Origin of the sequence: Streptomyces sp. NPDC006691 (genome assembly GCF_042869955.1) — a bacterium.
In the GTDB taxonomy this organism is placed as follows: Bacteria; Actinomycetota; Actinomycetes; order Streptomycetales; family Streptomycetaceae; genus Streptomyces.
On record NZ_JBIAGW010000001.1, the window covers coordinates 85249 to 110654 of the forward strand.

The window sequence follows — 25406 nt, forward strand, 5'->3', positions numbered from 1 at the left end:
TATAGTTGCCCCTCGTTCCCTGTGAGTCAGGAACGGCCCCTTCCCTTTCGCCCGCCATAAGCGCTGTAAGGCATTGATCGATGACGGCGTCGCCCTCCCCCGTTCGCCCCTCCGCGCTGGCCCTGCTGATCACCGCGGTGGTCACCGGCGCGTTCTGCACGGTGGCGGTGGTCTCGGCCGAGCCGGGCTCCCGTGCCGTACTCGGCTGGAGCCTCGGCATCGCCGCGGCCCTGCTGAGCGCCGGCGCGTACGCCGTGACGCACAGCGTGCTGCGCAACCGCGTCCTGCGTGAACGCCTCGCCGCGCTGAACGCCCAGATCAGCGCGCAGGAGGCCAACGCCGCCCGGCGCAGCGCCGACGCGGTGCGCCTGGACGCGGCCCACGCCGCGGACCGCAAGGCCCTGATCGCCGCCCACACCGCCGAGCTGCGCCGCGCCGAGTCCGCGCGTGCCGCTGCCCTCGCGGCCACCGCGAACGCGGCCGGCCGCATGCAGGCGCTGGCCACCGGCATGCTCGCCGACCTGCGCGACATGGAGCACCGGCACGCGGACGAGGAGGTGCTCGGCGACCTGCTGCACCTGGACCACCGCACCGCGCAGGCGGGCCGCCTCGCGGACTCCATCGCCGTGCTCACCGGCGCGCGTTCGGGCCGCCGCTGGGCCCGGCCCATCGTCATGGAGTCCATCCTGCGCGGCGCCATGGGCCGCATCGGCGGCTACCAGCGGGTCCGGCTGCACTCCACCAGTGACGCGGCCGTGGCCGGGCACGCGGCCGAGGGCGTCATGCACGCGCTCGCCGAACTCCTCGACAACGCCGCCAACTTCTCGCCGCCGACCGCCGAGGTCCACGTGTATGTGGAGGAGGTCCCGGCCGGGGTCATCATCACCGTCGAGGACAGCGGCCTGGTCATGAGCGACGTCCAGCTGCGCCGGGCCGAACAGGCCGTCTCCGGACGGCTTTCGGACCTCGCCGGGCTCTCCGGGACCCGGCTCGGCCTCGCGGTCGTCGGCCGGCTGGCCCGCAAGCACGGCCTGACGGTGTCGTTCCGGCCCTCCGCGCGCGGCGGTACCGGCGCCCTGATGCTGCTCCCGCACGAGCTGGTCACCCATGTCGCCGCCACGCCTGCCACGCCCCCGCTCGCGCCCGCCCTCGACGTACCGCAGGACCTGTTGCCCGCGGAGCCCGCCACGGCGGAGTCCAGGACCCCGGCCGCGGCAGCGACCCGGGCATCCGCGCAGGACAGGGAGCCGGAGGCCGCTCACGAACCGGCCGCCGAGCCCGCTTCCGGCATCGCCCGCCCCGCCCCCGCCCCTGCCCCTGCCCCTGCCCCTGCCACCACCCGATCGGCCACCGGATCGGCCACGGGATCGGCCACGGGATCGGCCACCGGCAGTGAAACCAGCGGGGAATTCCCGCAGTTCGGCGAGAGCGGGCTGCCCAAGCGCAAGCGCGGCCGAGCGCTCGCCGCAGCCCACCCCGAGGGCCCGGACGCCCCGGCGGCCCCGGCCCGCGCCACGACCGCGGCCTCGGACGCGGCCGCCCGCTTCAGCAGCTTCCGCCAGGCCGTACGCGCGAACTCCCCCACCCCGGAAGGCACCTCCGAATGACCGGCACCACCACCGACGAGAAGCTCAACTGGCTCCTGGAGAACCTGCTCCAGCGCACTCCCGGGGCCCGCCACGCGCTCGTCCTGTCCCGTGACGGCCTCAAGCTGTGCCGCACACCGGAGCTCTCCGTCGACCAGGCCGACCAGCTGGCCGCGATCGCCGCGGGCATCCAGAGCCTGTCGCACGGGGCGTCCATGGAGTTCGGCGACGGCAGCGGCGGGGTGCGCTCCGCGATGACCGAGTTCTACGGCGGCATCCTGTTCATCGTCGAGGCCGGCGAGGGCGCGCACCTCGCGGTGGTCGCCGCCGAGGACGCGGACGCCGGGCTCGTCGGGCACAACATGTCCGAGCTGGTGGAACAGCTCGGCGAATACCTCAGCGCCGAGCCGCGGGCATGAGCCGGCCGGGCCGGGACGACTCGCCGGACCGGCTCTACACCCTCACCGGCGGGCGCAGCCGCTCCGGCTCGGACGCCTTCGACCTGGTCACCCTGGTGGTCACCGAGTCGGAACCGGCACCGGGCATGCAGTCCGAGCACGCGGCGATCCTGCGCATGTGCCGCTTCCCGACCGCGGTCGTGGAGATCGCCGCCGAGCTCGGCCTGCCCGTCACGGTGGTCCGCATCCTGCTCGCCGACCTGCACGACACGGGCCGCATCAGCGCCCGCCACCCGCGCTCCGCCCACCGCCTTCCCGACCCCGACATCCTGGAGCAGGTGCTCGTTGGCCTCCGAAATCTCTGAACGGCCCGCTCTCGCGGGGACCGCCGACAACGGCCTGAAAATCGTGGTCGTCGGTGGTTTCGGCGTCGGAAAGACGACCATGGTGCGCTCGGTCAGCGAGATACGTCCGCTGAACACCGAGGAGACCATGACCAAGGCGGGCGAGGCGGTGGACGACCTCGACGGCGTCCGTACGAAGACGGCGACCACCGTCGCCTTCGACTTCGGCCGCATCACCCTGGACGCGCACAACGTCCTGTACCTGTTCGGCGCGCCCGGCCAGGAGCGCTTCTGGTTCCTGTGGGACCGCCTGTTCGCGGGCACGCTCGGCGCGGTCGTCCTCGTCGACACCCGGCGCCTGGCGGACTCCTGGTACGCCATCGACCGCCTGGAGCACCACGGGACGCCGTTCGTCGTGGCGTGCAACGACTTCGGCGGGCCCGCGCACACCGAGGCCCAGGTCCGCGAGGCGCTCGACCTGCCGGCCGAGGTGCCGCTGCTGCGCTGCGACGCGCGCGCCCGCCAGTCCAGCAAGACCGTCCTGATCGCCCTCGTGGAACACCTCGCACGCCTGCGACAAGCACCGGAGCTCATACCGTGACGTGCCCCATCCCCGCTCCCGTCCCGCTGAGCGGCCCCCGGTTCCAGACCGAGCCGAACGAGCTGTACCGCGACATGCGGCGCGACCACGGTGCCGTGGCACCCGTGGTCCTGGACGGCGACGTGCCGGCCTGGCTGGTGCTCGGCTATCGCGAACTGCACCAGGTCACCAGCGACCCCGCGCTGTTCTCGCGCGACTCCGACCTGTGGAACCAGTGGGACCGCATCCCGGCCGACTGGCCGCTGCTGCCGATGATCGGCCGCAAGCAGCCGTCGATCCTGTACACGGTCGGCGAGCGCCACCGCGAGCGGGCGGCGATGGTCTCCGACGCCCTGGAGGCCGTCGACCCCTTCGAACTGCGCGCCCACGCCGAGCGGTTCGCGGACGAGCTGATCGACGCGCTGTGCGGCGCGGGGAGCTGCGACATCGTCGGCCAGTACGCGATGCTCCTGCCGGTACGGGTCCTGGCCCGGCTCTACGGGTTCGCCGACGAGCAGGGTCCCGGCCTGGTCACCGCGATGAACGACATGATCAACGGCCGGGAGGGCGCGCTGGAGGGCCAGCGCCACCTCGCCGAGTCGATGTACGCGCTGCTGACCGCCAAGCAGGTCGAGCCGGGCGAGGACGTGGCGTCCCGGATGCTCGCCAACCCGTACGGCTTCACCGTCGAGGAGATCGGCCAGGACCTGATGGTGATGATGGCCGCCGGCCACCAGCCCACCGCCGACTGGATCGGCAACTCGCTGCGTCTGATGCTCACCGACGACCGGTTCGCGGCCTCGCTCGCGGGCGGGCGGCACAGCGTCGGCGAGGCGATGAACGAGGTGCTGTGGGAGGACACGCCGACGCAGAACGTGGCGGGCCGCTGGGCCGCCCGCGACACCCGCCTGGGCGGCCGGCACATCCGGGCCGGCGATCTGCTCCTGCTCGGCCTCGCCGCGGCCAACGGCGATCCCCAAGTACGCACCGAGGCAGGCGCGTTGACGGGCGGCAACAGCGCGTTCTTCTCCTTCGGGCACGGCGAGCACCGCTGCCCCTTCCCCGCGCAGGAGGTCGCCGAGGTCATCGCGCGGACCGGAATCGAGGTGCTGCTCGACCGGCTGCCGGACGTCGATCTCGCCTCCTCCGCCGCGGAGTTGACCCGTCGCCCGTCCCCGTGGCTGCGGGGCCTCACCGAGCTTCCCGTGTCGTTCACACCCACTCCTGCCCTTGGAGCAGTCAGATGAGCAGCCAGCCGAGCAGCCGGACGAGCAGTCCAACCAGCGGTCCGTCGCAGTGCCCCGTGGACCACAGCGGTGCCATCGCCCTCGACCCGTTCGTCGCCGACCTCGACGCCGAGAGCGCGGCGCTGCGCGCGGCCGGTCCGCTGGTACGGGTCGTGCTGCCGGGCGGGGTGGCCTGCTACTCGGTGACGCACCACGCGGAGGCCCGCAAGCTCCTGACCGACCCGCGTCTGGTCAAGGACATCGACGTGTGGGGTGCGTGGCGGCGCGGCGAGATCCCGCTGGACTGGCCGCTGATCGGGCTCGCCAACCCGGGCCGCTCGATGCTCACGGTGGACGGTGAGGAGCACCGCCGCCTGCGCGCGCTGGTCGCGCAGGCGCTGACCGTGCGCCGGGTCGAGCGGCTGCGGGCCGGCATCGAGACGCTGACGACGTCGATGCTGGACCGGCTCGCGGCCCTGCCCGAGGGTGAAGTCGTCGACCTGAAGGCCGAGTTCGCCTACCCCCTGCCCATGAACGTGGTCAGCGAGCTGATGGGTGTGGACGCGGCCGACCATCCGCGCCTGAAGTCCCTGTTCGAGAAGTTCTTCTCCACGCAGACTCCGCCGGAGGAGGTGCCGCAGATGATGGCGGACCTCGGGGAGCTGTTCGCGGGGATCGTCGAGTCCAAGCGGCGGGAGCCGGGCGACGACCTGACGAGCGCGCTGCTCGCCGCCTCCGAGGACGGCGACCACCTCAGCACGGAGGAGATCACCAACACCCTCCAGCTGATGATCGCGGCGGGGCACGAGACCACGATCAGTCTCATCGTGAACGCGGTGGTGGCCCTGGAGACGCACCCCGAGCAGCGCAAGCTGGTGCTCGACGGGGCGGTGCCGTGGGAGAACGTCATCGAGGAGACGCTGCGGTGGTCGACGCCGACCTCGCACGTCCTGTTCCGCTTCGCGACGGAGGACGTCGTGGTCGGGGACCGGGTGCTGCCGGCGGGTGAGGCGCTGATCGTCTCCTTCGGGGCGATCGGCCGTGACGAGGCGCAGCACGGCGCGACGGCGGGGGACTTCGACGTGACCCGCACGCCGAACCGCCACATCTCCTTCGGCCACGGCCCGCACGTCTGCCCCGGCGCGGCGCTGTCCCGCCTGGAGGCGGGGGTGGCGCTGCCGGCCCTGTACGCCCGCTTCCCCTCCCTGGCGTTGGCGGTCCCGCGATCCGCCCTCCGCAACAAGCCGATAGTCACCCAGAACGACCTCTTCGACCTCCCGGTCCGACTGACCTGATCCCCACCGGGTTGCGCCGCGCCGGGTGGGGTGGGCTGGGTTGAGCCCCCGCTGGGGTGGGCTGGGGTGGGCTGGGGTGGTTCGGGGTGCCTTGGTGCCCGGGTGGGCTGGGGTGGGTCGGGGTGCCTTGTGCGCGGGTGCCTTGTGCTCGGGTGCCTTGTGCGCGGGTGCTTGGTGCTCGGGGACACCCCGGGGCCCTGGGGTGCCCGGGAATGCCCCCGCGGGCTCGCCCCCGGGCCCTGTCGTAGCGTTCAGGTGCGCACCGTGCGCGGCCGTTCGCGCAGTTCCCCGCGCCCCCAACCCCCTGTCGGCCTCGCACCGTGCGGGGTTGCTCGCGCAGTTCCCCGCGCCCCCAAAACCCCGCTTTCGTCTGCGGGCCGTGCGTGGCCGTTCGCGCAGTTCCCCGCGCCCCTGTAGGTGACCCCGAATGCCTCGGTACGGGCCCGCATCGGGCACTTCAGCCCGTCCGGCGATTGAGGACGAGCGCCCTTAAGGCGCGATACGGGGTCCGGGGCGGAGCCCCGAACCGGGGGTGCAGGGGGCGCAGCCCCCTGCGGGGGTCCGAGGGGCACAGCCCCTCAAAGGGGGTCTGGGGCACAGCCCCAGGGCCCGAACCCATCAACCCGGCCGCACGGGCGGGTGGGCGGGCAAACCCCCCGGGGCCAGGGGCGCAGCCCCAGGGGGCCGGGGCCGGGGCCGTCTCACCGGGCGGACCCGGGGGACCGGGCGGGCCAGAACCGGATACGCTCCGCCACGTGGCTGAGATCCAGATTCCCGCTGACATGAAGCCCGCCGACGGCCGTTTCGGCGCGGGCCCCTCCAAGGTGCGTACGGAGGCGCTGGACGCCCTGGCCGCCACCGGCACCTCCCTCCTCGGCACCTCCCACCGCCAGGCCCCGGTCAAGAACCTGGTCGGCGAGGTGCGCCAGGGCATCCGCGACCTCTTCTCCCTCCCCGAGGGATACGAGGTGATCCTGGGCAACGGCGGCTCCACCGCGTTCTGGGACGTCGCGACGCACGGCCTGATCGAGAACAAGTCCCAGCACCTGAACTTCGGCGAGTTCTCGTCGAAGTTCGCCAAGGCGGCCAAGCTCGCCCCGTGGCTGGCCGAGCCGACCGTGATCAGCAGTGACCCGGGCACCCACCCGGACCCGAAGGCCGAGGCCGGCGTGGACGTGTACGCGTTCACGCACAACGAGACCTCGACCGGTGTCGCCGCCCCGATCAAGCGCGTGGCCGGCGCCGACGAGGGCGCCCTGGTCCTCGTGGACGCGACCTCCGGCGCCGGCGGCCTGCCCGTCGACATCACCGAGACGGACGTCTACTACTTCGCCCCGCAGAAGTCGTTCGCCTCCGACGGCGGCCTGTGGCTCGCCGCGTTCTCGCCCGCCGCCCTGGAGCGCGCCCAGCGCATCCACGCGAGCGGCCGTCACGTGCCCGAGTTCTTCTCGCTGCCGACCGCGATCGACAACTCGCTGAAGAACCAGACGTACAACACCCCCGCCCTGTCCACCCTGTTCCTGCTCAACGAGCAGCTGAAGTGGATCAACGGCCAGGGCGGTCTCGCCTGGTCGACGGCCCGTACGGCCGCGTCCTCGGGCGCCCTGTACGGCTGGGCCGAGGAGTCCAAGCACGCCTCCCCCTTCGTCACGGATCCGGCGAAGCGCTCGCAGGTCATCGGCACGATCGACTTCGCGGACGACATCGACGCCGCCGCGATCGCCAAGGTGCTGCGCGCCAATGGCATCGTCGACACCGAGCCGTACCGCAAGCTCGGCCGCAACCAGCTGCGCATCGCCATGTTCCCGGCGATCGACCCGGCCGACGTCGAGGCCCTGACGGCCTGCGTCGACTACGTCATCGAGCAGCTCTGAGCATCCCGCGACCGGCGCGGCACACCCGGTAGCGCGCAACCGTGAGCACGAGGGCCCGGCACCATCTCGGTGCCGGGCCCTTCCGCGTGTCCGGCGCCCAGGCGACCTGGGTGCCCGAATACCGGGATCCGCGCCGGGACCTACGTCCCAAAAATGGAAGTAAAGCGGGCGTATGGGGCAGGTCATCGACGCAGGGACCCGGCCGTTTTCCGGCCCGGGACCTTCGGCCGGGGCCGGCCCGCCACCCCCGTACCGGCGAAACCAAAACGCGCACAGTCACCTCCTTATCGGTGCATCCGGTGAACAGCCGGACAAACAGGGAGATTTGATTATGCGCAAGGCATTCACCGCTTCCGCCGTCGCCATAGCCTCGGCGCTCGCGCTCGCCGCTCCGGCCACCGCGTTCGCCGCCGGATCCGCGTCGGCGTCCCCGGGCAACTCCGCATCCCCGGGCAACTCCGCGTCCCCGACCGGCTCGGCCTCCCCCAGCTCCTCGGCCTCGCCCTCGGGTTCCCCGACGCCCACGCCCGCCGCACCGAGTGTGGCGCTGTCCTCGGACACCGGCCGCCCCGGCGACAAGATCACGGTCACCATCCGGCAGAGCGGCCACAAGGGCACCGCGTACGTCGTGTCCAAGGCCTTCGGCGGCCGGGTGAACCTGGCCCCGGACGCGAAGGCGACCGGGGTGTGGCACGGCACGGCGACCGTCGCCAACTACCCGCGCGACTACTTCGGCGTCCAGGCGTTCGTCGACGGCAAGCTCTTCGACACGGTCAAGTTCACCGTGGGCGAGCCGAAGGACGACCACAAGGACGGGCACAAGGACGAGCAGCACGGCAAGGGCGACGACCACGGCAGGACGCCCCCGCCCGGCCCGCACCACGACACGACGGCCCCGCGCCACCACACGGCCCCCAAGGGCGGTGTGAACACCGGTCTGGCGCCCGTTCCCGAGGACCACTCCGCGACGAACTCGGCGCTCGCCCTCGGCATCACCGGCATGGGCGCGACCGCCCTCGGCGGTGCGGGGCTGCTCAGCCGGCGCGGCAGGAAGCAGGACTGAGCGCATGACCGCCCGCATCCCCTCCCCCCGCCGGGCGGCCCGCGACCCCCGCCCCCGCCCCCGGTCCCGCCGGGGCGCCCGCGTCGCCGCCCTGGCGGGGGCCGCCGCCCTCACGGTGACCCTGGCCGCGACCGGCTGCTCGAAGGGCGACGACGGTACGGCGGGCTCGCGCGCGGTGGCGGACGTCACCCCCGTGTCGTCGCTCGCCGCCTCCGTCCCGGACCGCGTAGGCATCCCGGACATCAAGGTGGACGCCCCGCTGGGCGAGGTCGGCCTGGCGGCGGACGGCACCATGCAGACCCCGCCGTTCGACCGACCCAAGGAGGCCGACTGGTACAAGGAGGGCCCCACGCCGGGCGAGCGCGGACCGGCCACGATCGTGGGCCACATGGACACGGCCGAGACGCCCGAGGCGGTCTTCCACGACCTGGGCCGGCTCAAGGACGGCGAGCGGATCGAGGTGCACCGCAGGGACGGCAGCACCGCCGTGTTCGCCGTCGACTCGGTGGACACGTTCAAGAAGGACGCGTTCCCCACCCAGCGGGTCTACGGCGCCACCGGCCGGCCCGAGCTGCGCCTGATCACCTGCGGCGGATCGCTCACCAAGGACCGCCACTGGGACTCCAACGTCGTCGTCTTCGCCCACCTGACCGGCAAGGCCTGACGAGCACGGGCACGGGCCCGGTGGCCGGAGCCCGGCGGTCAAAACCCGGTGGCCCGGTGGCCCGGTGGCCAACGCCTTGTGATCCGGTGGGGCACGGCCCGGCGGCCCGGCGGGCGCCGGCGGGGCGCGGGTGACACCCCGCGCCCCGAAGCCATGCCCGCACGCCCGTATGCCGCCCGCTCGCCTCCCCCTACCCGCGGCCGATAACTGCCCTATTCCACCAGGGAGTTGGTCCCTACCATCCAAAGCGATCCGGCATGCACCACACCGCACCACACCGCTCCGCACCACACCGCACCACGGCCGGACCGGTCCGAAGGTTTGACATGTCCATGTCTCAACTATGTCTCTTCGAAGGCGCCCCGAAAGCGTTTCGACGGCATCGCGGGCATGGCCGCTCGGCTGGACTCCCCACATCCACGCAAGGCCACCGACAACCGATCGGAGCATCATGCCCGGTGCACTTCTCGCAGGCGGCGCGACGGCGGCGTTCCTCGCCTCCACGCTCTTCACCCAGGCGGCCCCGGCCGCACCCTCCTCCATCGTCGCGCCGCCCGACAAGATCGTGATCGAGGTCGCGACCGTCAACGGCTCGGGCTGCCCCATCAACACCGCCGCGGTCGCCGTCGCCCCGGACAACACCGCCTTCACCGTCACGTACAGCCAGTACCTGGCACAGGTGGGCGCCGGCGCCAAGCCGACCGACTTCCGCAAGAACTGCCAGCTCAACCTGATCGTGCACGTCCCCTCCGGCTTCACCTACGCGGTAGCGAGCGCCGACTACCGCGGCTTCGCCCACCTGGAGAAGGGCGCGAGCGCCACGCAGAAGGCCTCGTACTACTTCCAGGGTTCGCCCGACACCGCGAGCAGAACGCACCCGTTCAACGGCCCCTACAGCGACGACTGGCAGGCCACCGACTCCACCGACTGGGGCCAGTTGGTGTGGGCCCCCTGCGGCGTACAGCGCAACTTCAACATCAACACCGAACTGCGTGCGAGCCTCGGCAGCGCCGACCCGAAGACCAACAGCTTCATCGCCATGGACTCCACCGACGGTGACATCCAGACCGTCTACCACCTGGCCTGGAAGGAGTGCCCGCAGCAGCGCTGAGCCGCCGCTCCCGGGCCCGTACCGCCACCGCGCGCGGTACGGGCCCGCCGGCCCTCCGAACCCCGCACCCGAACCCCGCACCCGAGCCCCGCACCCGCGCCCCGTCACCCGGCCCGTCGCCGCAGTATCCGCTTGGCGCCCAGGCCGAGCGCGGTGGCGCCCGCCAGAACCATCGCGCCGAGCAGGAAGTTCCCGTCGCCCGCGCCACCACCCGAACGGGTGGAACCGCCGCCCGCCGAGGGCGACTTGGCGCCGTCCTCCTTGAGGGGGACGCGCACCACCCCGCTGTCGACGCCCTCCGAGCCGACCATCAGGGCGCTGCCGTCGAGGGTGTACGTCACCGATTCCGACTGCTGCTGCACGGGCGTGCCCGGTACCGCGTGCCAGTCGCCGAGGGGGTTTCCCGCGCCGCCCTTCCAGGCGTACTCGGCCAGCGCGAAGTACCCGCGCAGCGCCAGCTTCGTCCCGTCGGGAGAGAACGCGCCGTCGGTCACCCAGGGCACCTCGCCGACCCGGCGGAAGACGTTCGTACCGGTGGCGGACAGTTTCGCCGGTCCCTCGTAGAGGCCACCGCCGCTCTCGCGTTTGGAGGCGATGTAGACCCGGCCGGTCTTCGGGTGGACCATCAGCGCCTCGGCGTTGCGCGGCCCGTCGGCGTACTGGACGGTGTACTGCGTGGCCTTCACCGTCTGGTCCCTCAACTGGGCGGGCTCGTGGAAGCGGTAGATCCAGACGTGGCTCCAGGAGCCGTCGAGGTTGTCGCCGATGTCGCCGACGTACAGGTCGCCGTCGGGACCGATCGAGATCGCCTCCACATCGCGCGGGCGGCCGACGCCCTCCAGCGTGATCCGCGCGACGGTCCGCCCGGTCCGCGCATCGACGGCGTAGACGTACGGGCCGTCGCCGCTGTCGTTGTGCGTCCAGTAGACGCCGGGATGGGCGCGGCTCGCGGCGAGGCCGCTGGACTCCGTGATCCGGGGGTCCTTGATGGTGAACCCGCCGTCGTCGGCCACGGCCGGCCCCGCCGCACACACCACAACGAGCCCGGCCACCCCGCACACCCTCCACAGCGAACGCATGCCCCCAGTGTCCACAACCTCCTCCGGACCCCGTCGGGGTGTCCACCGTCACGTCGCCGCACGGCGTACCGATCGGTAATGATGACCCCCATGCGTTTTCTCTTCGTCGGCGACTCCATGACCATCGGATGCCCCGGCGACTTCACCTGGCGCTACCGCATGTGGCGCCACCTCGAAGCGTCCTTCGACGGCCCCTACGAGATCGTCGGCCCGCGCTCCGCGCTGTACGACCCGGCCGCCGGGGCCGCCGTCTCGCACGACTACGCCGCCCCCGAGTTCCCGCCGGCCGCCCGCCGCCACCTCGCGGGCTGGGGCGAGGGCTGGCTGCACATGGCGCCGGTGATCGGCCCGGCCGTCGCCGAGAGCCGGGCCGACGTGCTGCTCGTCTCGCTCGGCCTGATAGACCTCGGCTTCTACACGGACGCCGGCCAGACCGCCGCCAACGTGCGCGCGTTCGTCGAGAGCGCCCGCGAGGCCAATCCGCGGATCCGGATCGTGGCGCTGCCCGTCATCCCGAACATCCGGGCCGAACAGGACGCGCCGTTCGCCGCCGAGGTGGACCGGTTCAACGTGCTGCTCGCCAAGGCCGTCGCCGACCTCGGCACGGCCGCCTCGCCGCTGCTGCTCGCCACGGTCCCGGAGACGTACGACATCCACCGGGACACCTACGACGGTACGCACCCGGGCCCCGGCGGCGAGCACAAGCTGGCCGGCGCGTTCGCGGAAGCCCTGCACAGCGCCTGGGAGCTGGCCGGGCGCTACGCGCCGTAGGCCGCCCGGTCTCCGGCCCGCGCACGCAGGCCGCCCCATGTCCCAACTACGCGCCGCGTCCCGACTACGCGGCGTGTCCCAACTACGCCCCAGGTCCCAACTACGCGCCGTAGGCGGCCCAGCCGCGGACCGCGAACGTGCCTGCCGCGCGCCGGACTTCGAAGGCGCCGGGCCCGCCGAAGTGGGCCGGGACGACCAGTTCGCGCTCGTCGGCGGCCCGGCCCAGGATGCGGTGGCGGGTCTCGGCGGCTCCGGTCTCGTCCTCGCAGAAGCAGCTGTTGTGGGACGGGTGGGCGATCTGCACCGGGCTGTGCAGCAGATCGCCGACGAACACGGCCCGCTCGCCGCGGGATGCGAGCCGCAGCACCGACGAGCCGGGGGTGTGTCCGGGAGCCGCCTCCAGGACGAGGTTCTCGTCGATGCGGTGCTCGCCCTCCCACAGCACGGCCTGCCCGGCCGCCACCACCGGCGCCACACTGTCCTCGAACAGGGCCACGTCGTCCGGCCGCAGGGGCCGCCCGTTCGCCGGGTCGAAGTGGGCGTGGTCGGCGGCCGGCATCAGGTAGGTGGCGTTCGGGAACGCGGGCACCCATGTGCCGGGCCCCCGCCCCACCGTGTTCCAGCCGACGTGGTCGGCGTGCAGATGGGTGTTGACGACCACATCGACGTCCTCGGCCCGCACCCCTGCGGCCGCCAACTGGCCCAGGAAATCGGTGTTCCGGTGGTGGAACATCGGCATGCTGGGCCGCTCGCGGCCGTTGCCGACGTTGGTGTCCACCAGGACGGTCCGCCCGCCGCTGCGCAGCACCCAGGTCTGGAGCGCCCCGATCCACCGGTCGCTGTCGCGCTCCCAGAAGTCCGGCGCGAGCAGTTCCTCGTTCGCCTCCCACGTCTCGATCCCGGCCCCGGGCACGATCGTGCGGGCGGACCCGAAGGCGCCCTCCCACTCCACGACCCTGATGATCTCGACCTCGCCCAGGGTGATGCTGTTGCCCGTCCCGATGCCCATTCCCCTACCCGCGCTCATGCCCCGCCGCCCTTCGCTCGTACGCGTGCGTCCGGCTCGACTCTAGGCAGCCCGCAGTGAGCCCCTCAATGCTTTCCCGGCTCACTTGAATACGCGAACGCCTCATCGGCTCGGTGGAGGGGACGGCTAGGCTCCCGGCATGGACCTGGTGAGCGATGCGATCTCGGCGGTACGGGTGGGACGCCCGTCCTCCACCAGGCTCCGCGTGGGCGGCAGTTGGTGCGCGCGGCTCGACGCCTACGAGGGCGCGGGCTTCCACGTCGTCCTGGCGGGAAGCTGCTGGATGCTGACCGACGACGGCACCGCCCTCGCCCTCGACACCGGCGACGCCGTACTGCTCCCGCACGGCGGCGGGCACGTCATCGCCGACCGTCCGGCCTCCCCCGCCACCCTCGCCCGGGCCGTCGGCTTCACCGCCTGGGCCCGCACGGCCAAGGACACCAACTCCCCCACGGGCAGCGGCGACACGGAGCTCCTGTGCGGCAAGTACCGGCTCGACCGGCGCCACACCCACCCGCTCATGGCCGACCTCCCGGACGTCGTGCACATCTCCGGCCGGGCCGGCCGTCATGACGAACTGCGCGCCGCGATAAGCCTGTTGGGCCGCGAGGTCGACTCGACGCGCCCCGGCTCGGCGGTCGCCCTGCCGAGCCTGCTCGACCTGCTCCTCGTCTATCTCGTACGGGCCTGGATGGCCGACGGCACCACCTCGCGCTGGCCGGCCGCCCTGCACGACCCGGTGGTCGCGGCGGCCCTGCACGCCCTGCACGAGGATCCGGCGGCGCCCTGGAGCAACCAGCGCCTCGCCGCCCAAGTGGGCGTGTCCCGTGCCACGTTGGCGCGCCGCTTCACCGCCCTGGTCGGCCGCGCCCCGATGGCGTACCTCACCTGGTGGCGCCTCACCCGGGCCGCGGCGCTCCTTCGCACCACGCCGGACGCGCTCGGCGCCATCGCGGCGAGGGTCGGCTACAGCACCCCGTACGCCCTGTCGCACGCCTTCAGCAGGCAGTACGGCACGACGCCGGGGCGCTACCGGGCCGGACTCACGGCGTGAGGACCAGCTTGCCCCGGGTGTGGCCGCCCTCGCTCAGCTCCAGGGCCTTGGCGGCCCGCGCCAGCGGGAACGTCTCGGCGTGCCGGATGCGCAGCCTGCCCTCGACGGCGAGCCGGGCATGGGCCGTATACACGGGCACGGGGTCCGCCATCGCCTCACCGCTGAACGGGACGCCGTGCTCGGCGGCGTTCGCGTCGGCGATGGTGACGATGCGCGTGGCGGTGCCGCCGCGCAGTTCGATGGAGTCGGGCAGCGCGTCCTTGCCGGCCGCGTCGTACACCGCGTCGATGCCCTGCGGTGCCACCTCGCGCACCCGCTCCACCAGGCCGGGACCGTACGCCAGCGCAATCGCGCCCAGCTCGCGCAGGAAGGCGTGGTTGTCCGCGGACGCCGTTCCGATCACGGTCGCACCCCGCGCCACCGCGAGCTGCACGCCGACCGAGCCGACGACTCCCGCCGCGCCGTGCACCAACAGGGTCTCCCCCGCGGTCAGTTCGAGCTGGTTCAGGACCCGCTCGGAGGTCTCGCCCGCGACGGGCAGCGCGACGGCCTGCTCCCAGCCCAGCCCGGCCGGCTTGGCCACGACATGGGTGGCCAGCGCGTACTCGGCGTAGGCGCCGGTGTCGGAGTGCCCGAACACCTCGTCGCCGACCGCGAACTCCGTCACCCCCGCGCCGAGTTCATCCACGATCCCCGCCAGCTCCAGTCCAGGAATCGCCGGGAAGGTCACCGGGAAGGCGTGCTGCATCCAGCCGTTGCGGATGCGGTAGTCGACGGGGTTGACGCCCGCCGCGACCACCTTCACCCGGACCTGGCCGGGGCCGGGCCGGGGCTTGTCGGCCCGGCCCAGGGCCAGCACCTCGACGCCGCCGAACCGCTCGTACACGATCGCTTCCATCACAGCACTCCTCGTTCCGCTCCCCACGTCGTGGCCGCCGTGGTGAATCCAGCCTCCGCCGCCCCCCGCCCCAACCCGGCCCGCCTTACGGCCGGTTCGACCTGGCCACAAGGCGAGGCACGCGGGAAGGCGCCGACCGTACGCTGGGGCGATGGAGCCCCGCACGAGCCGCACCCCACCCCCCGGCACGCCCCCGGCCGCCCCCCGCACGCCCACCCCTGTCGCGTCCACCCCCGGCGCGCCCGCCCCCGCGGACGTCCCGACCACGACGGACGCGCGGCACACGGGGCTCACCACCCTGGGTTCGGCGCCCGACCCGGGCACGGGGCCCACCACCCTGGGTCCGGCGCCCGACCCGGGCGGCACCAGGCCCGCAACCGGCGTGGCTTCCGGCATTACGGGCACGGCGTCCGGCATCACGGGCACGGCATCCGCCACAGGTCTGACGTCCGCCGCGGGTCTGACGCCCGGCGCAGGCCTGACGCCCGGCACGGGCACGGCGGCGTCCGCCGCCTCCGTTCTCGCGCGGGCCGCGGAACTGGTGCGCGGGCCGCTCAACGAGATCCTGCCGACCCTCTCCGCGGCCCTCGCCCCGCTCGTCGCACACACGGTCGCAGCCGAGCTGTCGGGGCAGTGCGCGCACTCCCCGTTCAAGGTGCACAGGGCGCACGGAGACATGGGGACGGCCCCGCGGATCACCGTCGCCGACCTCCAGACGCTCGGCCCCCGCGTCACCCCCGGCCACCCCTGGCAGGGCACGGCCGTGTTCGGCGGCGAGGAGCGGGCCGTGCTGGCGCTCGCGAGCGAGGCCGCGCCGATGGCCGGGCAGCCGCCGCTGCTCGTCCTCGTCCGCAAGTCGCCCGGCGGCCTGCTCACGGCCGCCGACGCGGCGCTCGCGCAACAGCTGTGGGACCTGGCGACCGGGCATCGCGCCCGACTCACGTCCGAGGCCGTGCCGGGCGCCCTCGTGCAGTCCCGGTCCACCGCCGCGGAGCGGGCCCGGGTGATCGCCGAGCTGGGCGAGGCCCACGAGACCGCGCTCACCTCGCTGCTCGGCGTGCTGCGCAGCAGGAGCCTGGACGACCGGGAGGCCCGCGCCCGCGCCGTCGATCTCGCGGTGTCCGCCCTGGTCGCGGTGCGCGCCGAGGCCGACCGCAATCAGGAACTCACCGAGGAATCGGCCGCCGAGGCCTTCGCCCGGCTCGCCGACTCCCTCAAACCGCTGCTCCGGCACAGCGAGGTCGCCCTCGAATGCACGCCCCCGGAGGCGGAGACCGCCGAGACGTCCGTCGCGGCGGACGTCGCCCACCTCGCCCGGGCCGCCGTGCGCGCCGTGGTCCTCGCCATGGCCGGCCAGGACGGGGTGCGGCGCATCCACGTCCGCTGGCGGCTCGCCGACTGCCAACTGACCGCGTCCGTAAGGGACGACGGTCCCGGAAAGCTGCCGCGCGCGGCCCTCGAAACCCATCGCGTGGCCCAGCGCCTCGGCGCACTCGGCGGCACCCTCGCCGTGGACGCGCTGCCCGGCTGGGGCACCACGGTCACCGCGACCCTGCCCCTCGGCACCGCCCCCCGGCCGCGCCTGGACCCGCTGTCCGAGTTGCACCCGCGCGAGGCGGAGGTGCTCGGCCACCTCGCCCAGGGCCACCGCAACCGGACCATCGCCCAGGAGTTGCACATCAGCGAGTCGACGGTGAAGTTCCACGTCGCGAACATCCTGGCCAAGCTCGGTGTGAGCTCGCGCGGGGAGGCGGCGGCGATGCTGCACGCGGTGGCCTAAGCCGCAGTGCCTGCCGCGCTGCCGCGCCGTGTCAGCGGCAGACACGGGCGGCCGCGCCGGGGCGGCCGCGGGGCCGATGTCAGTGGCGGGTGCCAGACTCGATCGCGTGAACGAACGGTGGGCCGTCGAGGCGACCGAGGGCGGCGGAGCACGGCTCGTCCCCCTCGGGGACGACGGGCTGCCCCTGGGCGCGGTGCGCGAGGAGGCGGACCTGGTCGCGGCCGTCCGGAGCCGCCCCGAAGTCGGCCGCTGGGTGTGGCGCTCCACCGCCGGGATCTACCCCCGGCTGCTCGCCGCCGGCGTCCGCGTCGAGCGGTGCTACGACATCGAGGACGCCGAGCTGCTCCTGCTCGGCCACGAGGGCCGGTCCGGCGAGCCCCGCTCGGCGGCGGCCGCCTGGGCCCGCCTGCACCACCGCCCCGTACCGGCCGACCCGCCCCCGAGGGCCGCCGAACCGGGCTCGCAGTCCTCCCTCTTCGAGCCCCAGCACAGCACGGGCCTGCCCTTCGAAGCACTGTTGGAGGTGTACGCGGACCAGCAGCGCCGCCATGACCGCACCGAGCACCCCGGCAGGATGCGGCTGCTCACCGCGTCCGAGTCGGCGGGGATGCTGGTGGCCGCCGAGATGAACCGGGCGGGCCTGCCGTGGCGGGCCGACGTCCACCGCGCCCTGCTCCAGGGCCTGCTCGGCGAGCGCTACGCGAGCGGCTCCCCGCGCACCGGGGCCGGCGGCGAGCCGCGCCGCCTTGCCGAGCTCGCCGACCAGGTGTCGGCGGCGTTCGGGCGGCGGGTCAGACCCGATCTGCCCGCCGATGTGGTGAAGGCGTTCGGCGAGGCCGGCATCCGCCTCAGATCGACGCGGCGCTGGGAGCTCGCCGAGCTCGACCACCCCGCCGTGGAGCCCCTGATCGAGTACAAGAAGCTGTACCGGATCTGGACCGCGCACGGCTGGAGCTGGCTCCAGGACTGGGTGCGCGAGGGACGCTTCCGCCCCGAGTACACCCCGGGCGGCACGGTCAGCGGCCGCTGGACGACCAACGGCGGGGGCGCCCTCCAGATCCCCAAGGTGATACGGCAGGCCGTCGTCGCCGACGAGGGCTGGCGCCTGGTGGTCGCCGACGCCGACCAGATGGAACCGAGGGTGCTCGCCGCGATCTCCCGCGACCCCGGCCTGATGGAAGTGGCCGGACACGACGGCGACTTGTACACCTCGCTGTCCGACCGGGCGTTCTCCGGTGACCGCGAGCATGCCAAGCTCGCCCTGCTCGGCGCGATCTACGGCCAGACCTCGGGCGACGGCCTGAAGAACCTCGCCGCCCTGCGCAGACGTTTCCCGCTCGCCGTGGCGTACGTGGACGACGCGGCGAAGGCCGGCGAGGAGGGCCGTCTCGTCCGCACCTGGCTCGGCCGGACCAGCCCGCCCGCAGCGGGCGCCGCCGAGGCCGACGAGGCGGGCATCCCCCAGGAACCGGAGGGTCAACTCGGCTCCGCCGGAGGCGAGTTCACGCCGGGTTACGCCTCCAGCGACGCCCGGGCACGCGGCCGCTTCACCCGCAACTTCGTGGTGCAGGGCAGCGCCGCCGACTGGGCCCTGCTGCTGCTCGCCGCCCTGCGCCAGGCGATCAGCACGGCCGGGCTCCGGGCCGAGCTGGTCTTCTTCCAGCACGACGAGGTGATCGTGCACTGCCCCGCCGAGGAGGCCGACACCGTGGCGAAGACGATCCGCGACGCCGGCGAACTGGCCGGCCGCATCGCCTTCGGCACCACACCGGTCCGCTTCCCCTTCACCACGGCGGTGGTGGAGCGCTACTCCGACGCGAAGTAAGCGCGCCGGGTCCGCCGTGCCCCCCACCCCCGGCTCACACGGCGTACGCGCCGAACTCGGCCGCGTACTGCTTCGGGAACCCGGTCCACTTCAGCTCGGCCGGAAGATGCGCCATATCGTTGAGGAGCAGCACGGACGCGGGCCGTTGCGGGGCGTAGCGGATGACGGTCAGGGCGGCGTTGCCGGGGTTGAGCCCGATCCAGCGCCAGGCGGGCGCGTCGAGCGCGGCGCGCACCAGCCAGCCGATCAGGAAGCTGTGCGTGATGACCAGTTCATGGCGCGGGTCGGGCCCGTCGACGGGCCCGGTGCACTGAGCCGTCGCCTCGCGCGCCAGCCGGGGCCCGGCTTCCCGCTCCCCCGGCTCCGGGTCGCCGAGGAAGCCGAGGATGCCGTCGGCCTGGGCGGCGGGGAGTTCGGCCCGCTGCGGCCAGTACGGCACGTAGTCCCCGGCCCACTCCGCCTCCTGCGGCACCACACCGTCCAGCTCGGCGGCGACAAGGCGCGCGGTCTCGGCGGCCCGCCCCAGCGGCCCGTGATGCACGGCGTCCCACGGCACCCCGGCGAGCCGCCGCCCGAGCAGCCCGGCCTGCCTCCGCCCGACCTCACTGAGCACGGGCCCCTCGTGCCCGGCGTCACCGTGCCGGGCGAGATAGAGGTAGCGGGTGGCGGTGGGCGTGGGTGTGGGGGCGGGGGTAGGGGCGGGGGCGGCCGGAGTGGCGGGGTGGGACATGGCGCTGCTCCTCGGGGGTTGGAACGTGGACATCTGATAGCTGATTGCCGATTGCTGAGACCTGACCGTTGGAATCAGCCCGTTGGGATCAAACCGTTGAGGTGTGCCGGCCGGGATCCGACCGTCACGATCTGTCAGCCGGCGCCTGGATGGTGACGCCGCCCAGCCTCCATCGGTTCCGCACCCTTGTTCTGTTCCGCCCCTTGTTCTGTTCCGCCCCTTGTTCCGCTGTTCCGCACTCTCCGTCGCCCCCCAACCAAACATGAAAGTTGTTCACTTTCCATTGACAGCGCCCACCCCCGGGCCCAAAAGTTCCCCCATGACGCCGCCGCCCCTGCCGCCGCTGCCCGCCTTCCCCCGCGACTTCCTGTGGGGGGTCTCCACCTCCGCGTTCCAGATCGAGGGCGCGGTGGAAGCCGAGGGGCGGGGGCCGTCCGTCTGGGACGCGTTCACCCGCGAGTCCGGCCGGATCAAGGACGGCTCGCACGCGAAGGTCACCACCGATCACTATCACCGTTACCGCGAGGACGTCGCGCTGATGGCCCAACTGGGCGTTGGGGCCTACCGGTTCTCCATCTCCTGGTCCCGAGTGCAGCCATCCGGCAAGGGCCAGGTCAATCAGCGGGGGCTGGACTTCTACGACCGCCTGGTCGACGAACTGTGCGCCGCCGGGATCGCCCCCGTGCCCACCCTGTTCCACTGGGACACCCCGCTCGCCCTGGAGGAGGGCGGCGGCTGGCTCGACCGGGACACGGCGTACCGGTTCGCCTCGTACGCCTCGATCGTCGCCGAGCGGCTCGGGGACCGGGTGCCGCGCTGGATCACCCTCAACGAGCCCGCCGAGGTCACCCTGCTCGGTCACGGGATCGGCGAACACGCCCCGGGCAAGCGGCTGATCTTCGACGCGTTGCCGGTGGCCCACCACCAACTACTGGCGCATGGCTTGGGAGTTGAAGCTCTGCGTGCCGCCGGGGCGCGCGAGATCGGCATCGCCGCCTCGCACAGCCCGGTATGGCGGGCGGGGGACACCGACGAGGACCGTGCGGCGGCCGAGCTGTACGACACACTGATGAACCGGCTCTTCGCCGACCCGATCCTCACGGGCAACTACCCCGACGGATGGGCCGAGTTGATGCCGGGCCCGGTCGCCGACGATCTGCGGATGATCTCGGCACCGCTGGACTGGTACGGGATCAACTACTACAACCCGGCCCTGGTCGGCGCACCGAAGCCGGACGCCCTCACCAGCCTCGCCGGAATCGACCTGCCGCCGGACCTGCCCTTCGGTCTGCACGAGATCGAGGGCCACGAGCGCACCGACTTCGGCTGGCCGGTGGTCCCGGACGGCCTGCACGAGCTGCTGCTCACCTTCCGTACCCGGTACGGCGATTCACTTCCGCCGCTGATCATCACCGAGAACGGGTGCTCGTACGGGGACGCCCCCGACCCGGCGAACGGCGGCCGGGTGCCCGATGCCCGGCGGATCGCCTACCACGACGGTCATCTGCGCGCCCTGCACCGGGCGATGGCGGAGGGTGTCGACGTGCGCGGCTACTTCATCTGGTCGATCCTGGACAACTTCGAGTGGGCGGAGGGGTATCGGCAGCGCTTCGGCCTGGTCCACGTCGACTACGAGACGCTGACGCGCACGCCGAAGGACTCCTACGCCTGGTACCAGGACGTGATCCGGCACAGCCGCAGCCGTACGGACCCCGCCGCGGGCACCCGGTGACGGCGGACCGCGGAGCCCCCCACGGGGACGCCCGGTGACGGCGGAGCCCGGCGCCGAGGCCCTGGGCGCACCCGTGGGGGGCGTGGCGGGGGAACCCGGCGGGCGCTGGGTGGGGGCGCTGTCGCTGGCCAATCTGGGAGTGTGGGTGGGCTGGTTCGGGCCGCTGCAACTGCTCCTGGCCCGCCAGGCCGAACACTTCACCCCGGACGACAAGGCCTCAACCCTGGCTCTGGTGACGGGTCTTGGGGCCGCCGTCTCGATGGTGGCGAACCCGGTGTTCGGCGCGCTGTCCGACCGTACGACGGCACGGGTCGGGCGGCGCATCCCGTGGGTCGTGACGGGCGGCGTGGGCGGGGTCGCGGGGCTGCTGGTCCTGGCGTGGGCACCGGACGTGGCGGTGATGGCGGCGGGCTGGTGCCTGGTGCAGCTGGCTCTGAACGCCTCGTTCGCCGCGTTGACGGCCGCCGTGCCGGACCAGGTGCCGCACCGCCGGCGCGGCCTGGTGGGCGGCTGGCTCGGCGTGTCGCAGGTGGCCGGCATCCTGGTGGGCACGGCGCTGGCGACGGCGGCGGGCGGCATCGCCGCCGGCTATGGGGCGTGCGCGGCCTTCTCGCTCCTGGCGATCGTCCCGTACGTGCTGATGCGCAGGGACGCCCCGCTGCAAGCCGGCACCCAACCACCTTTCCACTGGCGGGAGTTCGTACGGGGCTTCTGGATCGACCCCCGCCGCTTCCCGGACTTCGGGTGGGCATGGCTGACCCGCTTCCTGATGAACCTGTCGTACTCCATCAGCACGATGTACCTGCTGTACTACCTGACCGACGCGGTGCACTACGCGGGCGACGCGGACACCGGCGTGCTGATCCTGACCGCCCTGGACGCGGTGACGCTGCTCGGCACGGTGGTGATCAGCGGCATCTGGTCGGACCGTACAGGGCGGCGCAAGGTGTTCGTCGTGTGGTCCGGGCTCGTCATCTCGGCGGCGACGCTGCTGCTGGCGGTGTGGCAGACGTGGACCGGCGCGGTGGTGGCCTCGCTGGTGCTCGGGGTCGGGTACGGGGTGTACACCTCGGTGGACTTCGCGCTGCTCACCGATGTGCTGCCGAGCGCCGCCGACCGGGGCCGGGACCTGGGCGTCATCAACGTGGCCAACGCCCTGCCCCAGGTCCTGGCCCCGGCCGTCGCGGCCCCGGTCGTCAGCCACCTCGGCGGGTACGGGGTCCTGTACGCGCTGGCGGGGGCTGTCGGGGTGGCCGGGTCGGTGCTGGTGGGGCGGATCCGTTCGGTGCGGTGAGGGGGTCCGTTCGGTGCGGTGAGGGGGATCCGTTCGGTGCGGTGAGCGGATCACTGACGGTCTGGCGGTAGGGGCAGGCGTATGGCGGTACGGGGGGTACGGGGGGTACGGGGGGTCAGACGGGGGTGACCGTACTCCCGGGTGGGGGCGGGGGTCAGCCCGCCGGCCGGTCGGCCCCGACGGCACTGGCCGGGACGACCCTCAGGTCCCATCTGCCTCTGCCGGGGGCGAGCAGGCAGATGGTGTCGGGGGCGTGCCGGGCGGTGGCGCGGTGCAGCTGGATGACGTGGTTGGCGAGCAGGATCCGGCCGGGGAAGGCGGACCACATGGCGGAGTTCACGGTGACGTGGGCGATCTGTGGCCAGCTGTGCGGCAACGCTCGTACCAGGAGCGGGAGTTCGGCGGTCAGGTCGTCGGAACGCGGCCACCAGACACCGTCGATGGGCTGCGGTCCCCCTGCGCCCGGCGTGAGCCGGAGCCGGGCCGAGCCGGACGCCGAGTCGGACGCCGAGTTGGGCGCCGCAGCGTGCGTGCGGCCTGGCGACGGAGCGGCCGGCGGCAGGGAGTGGAGCGGTGTCGTGGTCATGTTGGCGGTGCCTCCGGTACGGGCGGTGGTGCCGGGCCTTGCCGGGTTCAGGCACGGCGTACGTCCATGCGGTCGGGGTGGAGGTGGACAGGGTGAGGGCTCACGGCTTGGGCCCCGGGTACCCCGGCACGGTGGCCGGGGTCCAGGGCTGCGGGAGTTGGAGTCGGCGGGTAGGGCAGTGGGGCCCGGGGAACTGGTTCGCGCGCTACGGACCGGGGCGGCCCCGGTGGCGATCGTCGCGCGCGGGGTGTTGGGCGGGCTCGGGGTGTTGGGCGGGCTCGGGCTGGGCGTGCGGTCGCCGGATCGTATGAGCCGCTCCGACGACCAGAACAGGCCGCATGGTCAGAAGAAGCAGAACAAACAGAACAGTCAGGAGGGTGACACTCAGGTCCGGGCTGCTCATACCGATCGCAACCCCATGAGCCGATCACATCCCCATGATGAGACGGCTGGCCGGGACCGCGACGCCGGCCGAGGGGGCCTCACCCCCGGCCTCCCCCGGCGCCGGGGGCGTCACCGCCTCGTCCCCCGTAGCGGCGCCGAACCGGTCCGTTTCGCCCGCCATGAGCGCACTGGCGGTCAGCGGCGGCCCCGCGGGATCGCTCGCGGCGGCCATGAGGCGGGCGGCCGAGTCGGCGGGGGTGTCGGGCGGGATCACCAACAGGTCCCAGCGTCCAACGGTGTTGGAGAGCAGAAGCAGCTTGTGGGGGTCCTGCTCGGCCTTGAACCAGCCCACCTTCACCACGTGCCCGCGTACGGGCACCTTGCGCGGAACGACGGGCCAGTACCGCGGGTTCACGGCGATCCGGGTGACCCGCCCCCACAGGGGGTCGAGCACGTCGACGAGCGCGGGAAGTTCGGCGGCCAGATCTCGGGAGTACGGCCACCAGGCCCCGTCGAGGAGGCCCCGGGATCCGTCGCCGGCCTTCAGCGCGAGGCGAACGGCCCGCGGCTCGCCCTGCGACACCCGGGCATCGGGGCCAGGGCCGGGACCGGGGCGAATCTCGGGACCGGGGCCGGTATCGAGCGGGGGGCCGGTGTCGGTGGTCGCGGACATGGCGCGTACCCGTCTCCGGGCCGACGGGACGCGGCCCGGGGTTATTCGCTCTCACCGAGAACGACGCCGACGTGGCAGCCAGTGTGCGAAATGCCCTCGATAGGCCTCAGGCTACTCCCCCACCCGCCCGCCGGACCGCGAGAAGCCGCCACCAGCAGCAAGAGCCCCGGGCCGCGTTCGCTGTACGGTGCCTGGCCGCGCCGCTCGGCCGGCCTCAGCGTCTGGCGTGACGGATCTTCAACCGTCCGAACCCCATGGTTCCGGAGATCCGGATCTTCGGCCCGCCGGGGCGGGGGCTCCGCGGGGTCTTGTACAGCGCAGATCGACAGCACGGCCGGTGGGAACCGAGAGCGTCATGGATGTGACCGTAGCAGCGGGCCCGCTGGGTGAGGAGTGCGACGGATCAGCTGCCACCTAAAGCGACGTCCAAGTCCATGTTCTGGCGAGTGCGATCGGACTGCCCCAGAGTTCCCAGTGTCCGGGATGTCGATGTCGATCACCTGGAAGCGGGGAGCAAGATGAACTCACCCCGCCTCACTCCTCGCATCAGCTTCGGGAGCGGGCACGTAGCCAGCGCTCGGCGACTGTCGTGTTCATCGTGTAGTAGAACTCCGACTTCAGATCCGGCTCATTAGTGGGCGCCTCAGCCCACGTCATCGGCCAGTTGCGGCGCTGGTAGTGCTTACGCACGGCACGAGTGAATGCCGACAGGTTGCCCTGCAGGCTCCTCTTCTCCATGTCCAGGTGCTGCGCCAGAGAGGTGTAGCTGACCCGGGTGTCGGGCTGTTTGGCCAAAAGGTCGAGGACTCGGACGATCACCTGCACCGAGCTCAGCGGTTCGATCATCAGTCGACGGAAGTCTTCCACGGTCCATTCGACGACGGGGAGCTGGTCTCCGTCCTGCGAATTCATCGGCGGTACCGTGGAGACGGGGGGAGTAGTAGCCGTGGCTCCCGTCAACTCGGCGAGATACGCGTACACCTGCGTGACGTACTGAGTCGGTACGGGAACTGAGACGAACTGCGGCTGGGCTTCCTGCGTCATTCCTTCTCCCCACGACTGTCTGCTAGCGCCGAAGGCTGGCGCCGTAGGCGAGTCTGGCACGCAACTAGTCGCCATGTCTACGCGTTAGTACCGGTTACTCTCCTGGCGGTGCAGCGCAGGCGAGGAGGAGAACACAGCGACCGTTCACGAAGGAAGTTGCGCACCATGGATCTGGCTCACCGAGGACAAGGTTCGCCAGGTCGGGGGCACCAGCGATGACATCGCCGAACAGACCGGCGCACCCGGACCGCGCTGCACGGTGAGGGCCTCCTCCGTTTCTGCCCTTTGACTCCGAAGTCAGTCGCTGCCAATGAACACGGCGATGCGGGTGGGGGCGGTGGTCGCGGTGGTCTCCGGCAGGCGGGCCCTGGTTGAGGCCCACCTGCAT

The 25406-nt window shown here is 72.8% G+C and carries 23 protein-coding genes; 16 read left to right on the forward strand and 7 right to left on the reverse strand.

Annotation, left to right across the window (positions count from 1 at the left end):
- The first annotated feature begins 80 nt into the window (after positions 1-80).
- From ACFYNP_RS00410 to ACFYNP_RS00455, 10 genes are all read left to right on the forward strand, one after another.
- Positions 81-1607 carry a sensor histidine kinase gene (locus tag ACFYNP_RS00410; protein WP_388781185.1) on the forward strand — a complete coding sequence of 509 codons (1527 nt, stop codon included), beginning with the start codon at positions 81-83 and terminating at the stop codon, positions 1605-1607.
- Positions 1604-2005 (forward strand): roadblock/LC7 domain-containing protein, encoded by a 402-nt coding sequence (locus ACFYNP_RS00415; RefSeq protein WP_388414490.1) that lies wholly within the window; start codon positions 1604-1606, stop codon positions 2003-2005. Before ACFYNP_RS00410 ends, ACFYNP_RS00415 begins: the two co-directional genes overlap by 4 nt.
- Entirely contained in the window at positions 2002-2349 is a 348-nt protein-coding gene (locus ACFYNP_RS00420) for a DUF742 domain-containing protein (protein ID WP_100573912.1), read from the forward strand. The genes ACFYNP_RS00415 and ACFYNP_RS00420 overlap by 4 nt, the downstream gene beginning before the upstream one ends.
- A complete protein-coding gene (locus ACFYNP_RS00425; protein WP_388414493.1) occupies positions 2330-2929 on the forward strand; it encodes an ATP/GTP-binding protein in 600 nt (199 codons plus the stop codon). The genes ACFYNP_RS00420 and ACFYNP_RS00425 overlap by 20 nt, the downstream gene beginning before the upstream one ends.
- Positions 2926-4155 carry a cytochrome P450 gene (locus tag ACFYNP_RS00430; protein WP_388781187.1) on the forward strand — a complete coding sequence of 410 codons (1230 nt, stop codon included), beginning with the start codon at positions 2926-2928 and terminating at the stop codon, positions 4153-4155. The genes ACFYNP_RS00425 and ACFYNP_RS00430 overlap by 4 nt, the downstream gene beginning before the upstream one ends.
- Positions 4152-5429, forward strand: coding sequence for a cytochrome P450 (locus ACFYNP_RS00435; RefSeq protein WP_388414499.1), 1278 nt, complete (start codon positions 4152-4154; stop codon positions 5427-5429). The genes ACFYNP_RS00430 and ACFYNP_RS00435 overlap by 4 nt, the downstream gene beginning before the upstream one ends.
- Positions 5430-6184: 755 nt before the next feature.
- Positions 6185-7303, forward strand: a complete 1119-nt coding sequence (gene serC / locus ACFYNP_RS00440; RefSeq protein ID WP_388781189.1) for a phosphoserine transaminase — start codon at positions 6185-6187, stop codon at positions 7301-7303.
- 331 nt (positions 7304-7634) lie between these two features.
- Positions 7635-8366: a hypothetical protein gene (locus ACFYNP_RS00445; RefSeq protein ID WP_388781191.1), complete on the forward strand. Its 732-nt coding sequence runs from the start codon at positions 7635-7637 to the stop codon at positions 8364-8366.
- A 4-nt stretch (positions 8367-8370) separates the two neighbouring features.
- Entirely contained in the window at positions 8371-9030 is a 660-nt protein-coding gene (locus ACFYNP_RS00450; protein ID WP_388781193.1) for a class F sortase, read from the forward strand.
- A 451-nt stretch (positions 9031-9481) separates the two neighbouring features.
- Complete coding sequence (locus ACFYNP_RS00455) at positions 9482-10141, forward strand: DUF4360 domain-containing protein (protein WP_388414509.1); 660 nt, start codon at positions 9482-9484, stop codon at positions 10139-10141.
- Between the two features lie 104 nt (positions 10142-10245).
- Here the strand turns inward: ACFYNP_RS00455 and ACFYNP_RS00460 are convergent, their stop codons facing one another.
- The gene (locus ACFYNP_RS00460) at positions 10246-11220 is read right to left on the reverse strand and encodes a WD40 repeat domain-containing protein (RefSeq protein ID WP_388781196.1); all 975 of its coding nucleotides are present in this window, start codon (positions 11218-11220) and stop codon (positions 10246-10248) included.
- Positions 11221-11310: 90 nt separating this feature from the next.
- On the opposite strand from ACFYNP_RS00460, the gene ACFYNP_RS00465 reads away from it, so the two are divergent.
- Positions 11311-11991 carry a GDSL-type esterase/lipase family protein gene (locus ACFYNP_RS00465; RefSeq protein ID WP_388781199.1) on the forward strand — a complete coding sequence of 227 codons (681 nt, stop codon included), beginning with the start codon at positions 11311-11313 and terminating at the stop codon, positions 11989-11991.
- Positions 11992-12091: 100 nt separating this feature from the next.
- Here the strand turns inward: ACFYNP_RS00465 and ACFYNP_RS00470 are convergent, their stop codons facing one another.
- A complete protein-coding gene (locus ACFYNP_RS00470; RefSeq protein WP_388781202.1) occupies positions 12092-13018 on the reverse strand; it encodes an MBL fold metallo-hydrolase in 927 nt (308 codons plus the stop codon).
- 139 nt (positions 13019-13157) lie between these two features.
- Here ACFYNP_RS00470 and ACFYNP_RS00475 point away from each other — a divergent pair, with 139 nt between their 5' ends.
- Positions 13158-14072 carry an AraC family transcriptional regulator gene (locus ACFYNP_RS00475; RefSeq protein WP_388781204.1) on the forward strand — a complete coding sequence of 305 codons (915 nt, stop codon included), beginning with the start codon at positions 13158-13160 and terminating at the stop codon, positions 14070-14072.
- Here ACFYNP_RS00475 and ACFYNP_RS00480 read toward each other — a convergent pair.
- The gene (locus ACFYNP_RS00480) at positions 14062-14970 is read right to left on the reverse strand and encodes an NADP-dependent oxidoreductase (RefSeq protein ID WP_388781207.1); all 909 of its coding nucleotides are present in this window, start codon (positions 14968-14970) and stop codon (positions 14062-14064) included. The genes ACFYNP_RS00475 and ACFYNP_RS00480 overlap by 11 nt on opposite strands.
- 151 nt (positions 14971-15121) lie before the next feature.
- On the opposite strand from ACFYNP_RS00480, the gene ACFYNP_RS00485 reads away from it, so the two are divergent.
- Both ACFYNP_RS00485 and ACFYNP_RS00490 read left to right on the forward strand, forming a co-directional pair.
- Entirely contained in the window at positions 15122-16750 is a 1629-nt protein-coding gene (locus ACFYNP_RS00485) for a LuxR C-terminal-related transcriptional regulator (protein WP_388781210.1), read from the forward strand.
- A 106-nt stretch (positions 16751-16856) separates the two neighbouring features.
- Complete coding sequence (locus ACFYNP_RS00490; RefSeq protein WP_388781213.1) at positions 16857-18575, forward strand: bifunctional 3'-5' exonuclease/DNA polymerase; 1719 nt, start codon at positions 16857-16859, stop codon at positions 18573-18575.
- Between the two features lie 34 nt (positions 18576-18609).
- Here the strand turns inward: ACFYNP_RS00490 and ACFYNP_RS00495 are convergent, their stop codons facing one another.
- Positions 18610-19305 carry a histidine phosphatase family protein gene (locus ACFYNP_RS00495; RefSeq protein WP_388781216.1) on the reverse strand — a complete coding sequence of 232 codons (696 nt, stop codon included), beginning with the start codon at positions 19303-19305 and terminating at the stop codon, positions 18610-18612.
- A 319-nt stretch (positions 19306-19624) separates the two neighbouring features.
- Between ACFYNP_RS00495 and ACFYNP_RS00500 the strand changes: the two genes are divergently transcribed.
- Together ACFYNP_RS00500 and ACFYNP_RS00505 are read left to right on the forward strand one after the other, a co-directional pair.
- Positions 19625-21037, forward strand: a complete 1413-nt coding sequence (locus tag ACFYNP_RS00500; RefSeq protein ID WP_388781220.1) for a GH1 family beta-glucosidase — start codon at positions 19625-19627, stop codon at positions 21035-21037.
- 34 nt (positions 21038-21071) lie between these two features.
- A complete protein-coding gene (locus tag ACFYNP_RS00505; RefSeq protein WP_388781223.1) occupies positions 21072-22331 on the forward strand; it encodes an MFS transporter in 1260 nt (419 codons plus the stop codon).
- Between the two features lie 154 nt (positions 22332-22485).
- Here the strand turns inward: ACFYNP_RS00505 and ACFYNP_RS00510 are convergent, their stop codons facing one another.
- The 3 genes from ACFYNP_RS00510 to ACFYNP_RS00520 all read right to left on the reverse strand — a co-directional run bounded on the left by ACFYNP_RS00510 (position 22486) and on the right by ACFYNP_RS00520 (position 25018).
- Positions 22486-22917 (reverse strand): DUF5994 family protein, encoded by a 432-nt coding sequence (locus ACFYNP_RS00510; protein WP_388781226.1) that lies wholly within the window; start codon positions 22915-22917, stop codon positions 22486-22488.
- Positions 22918-23344: 427 nt separating this feature from the next.
- Entirely contained in the window at positions 23345-23974 is a 630-nt protein-coding gene (locus ACFYNP_RS00515) for a DUF5994 family protein (protein ID WP_388781228.1), read from the reverse strand.
- A 546-nt stretch (positions 23975-24520) separates the two neighbouring features.
- Positions 24521-25018, reverse strand: coding sequence for a hypothetical protein (locus ACFYNP_RS00520; RefSeq protein WP_388781231.1), 498 nt, complete (start codon positions 25016-25018; stop codon positions 24521-24523).
- Positions 25019-25406 lie beyond the last annotated feature (388 nt).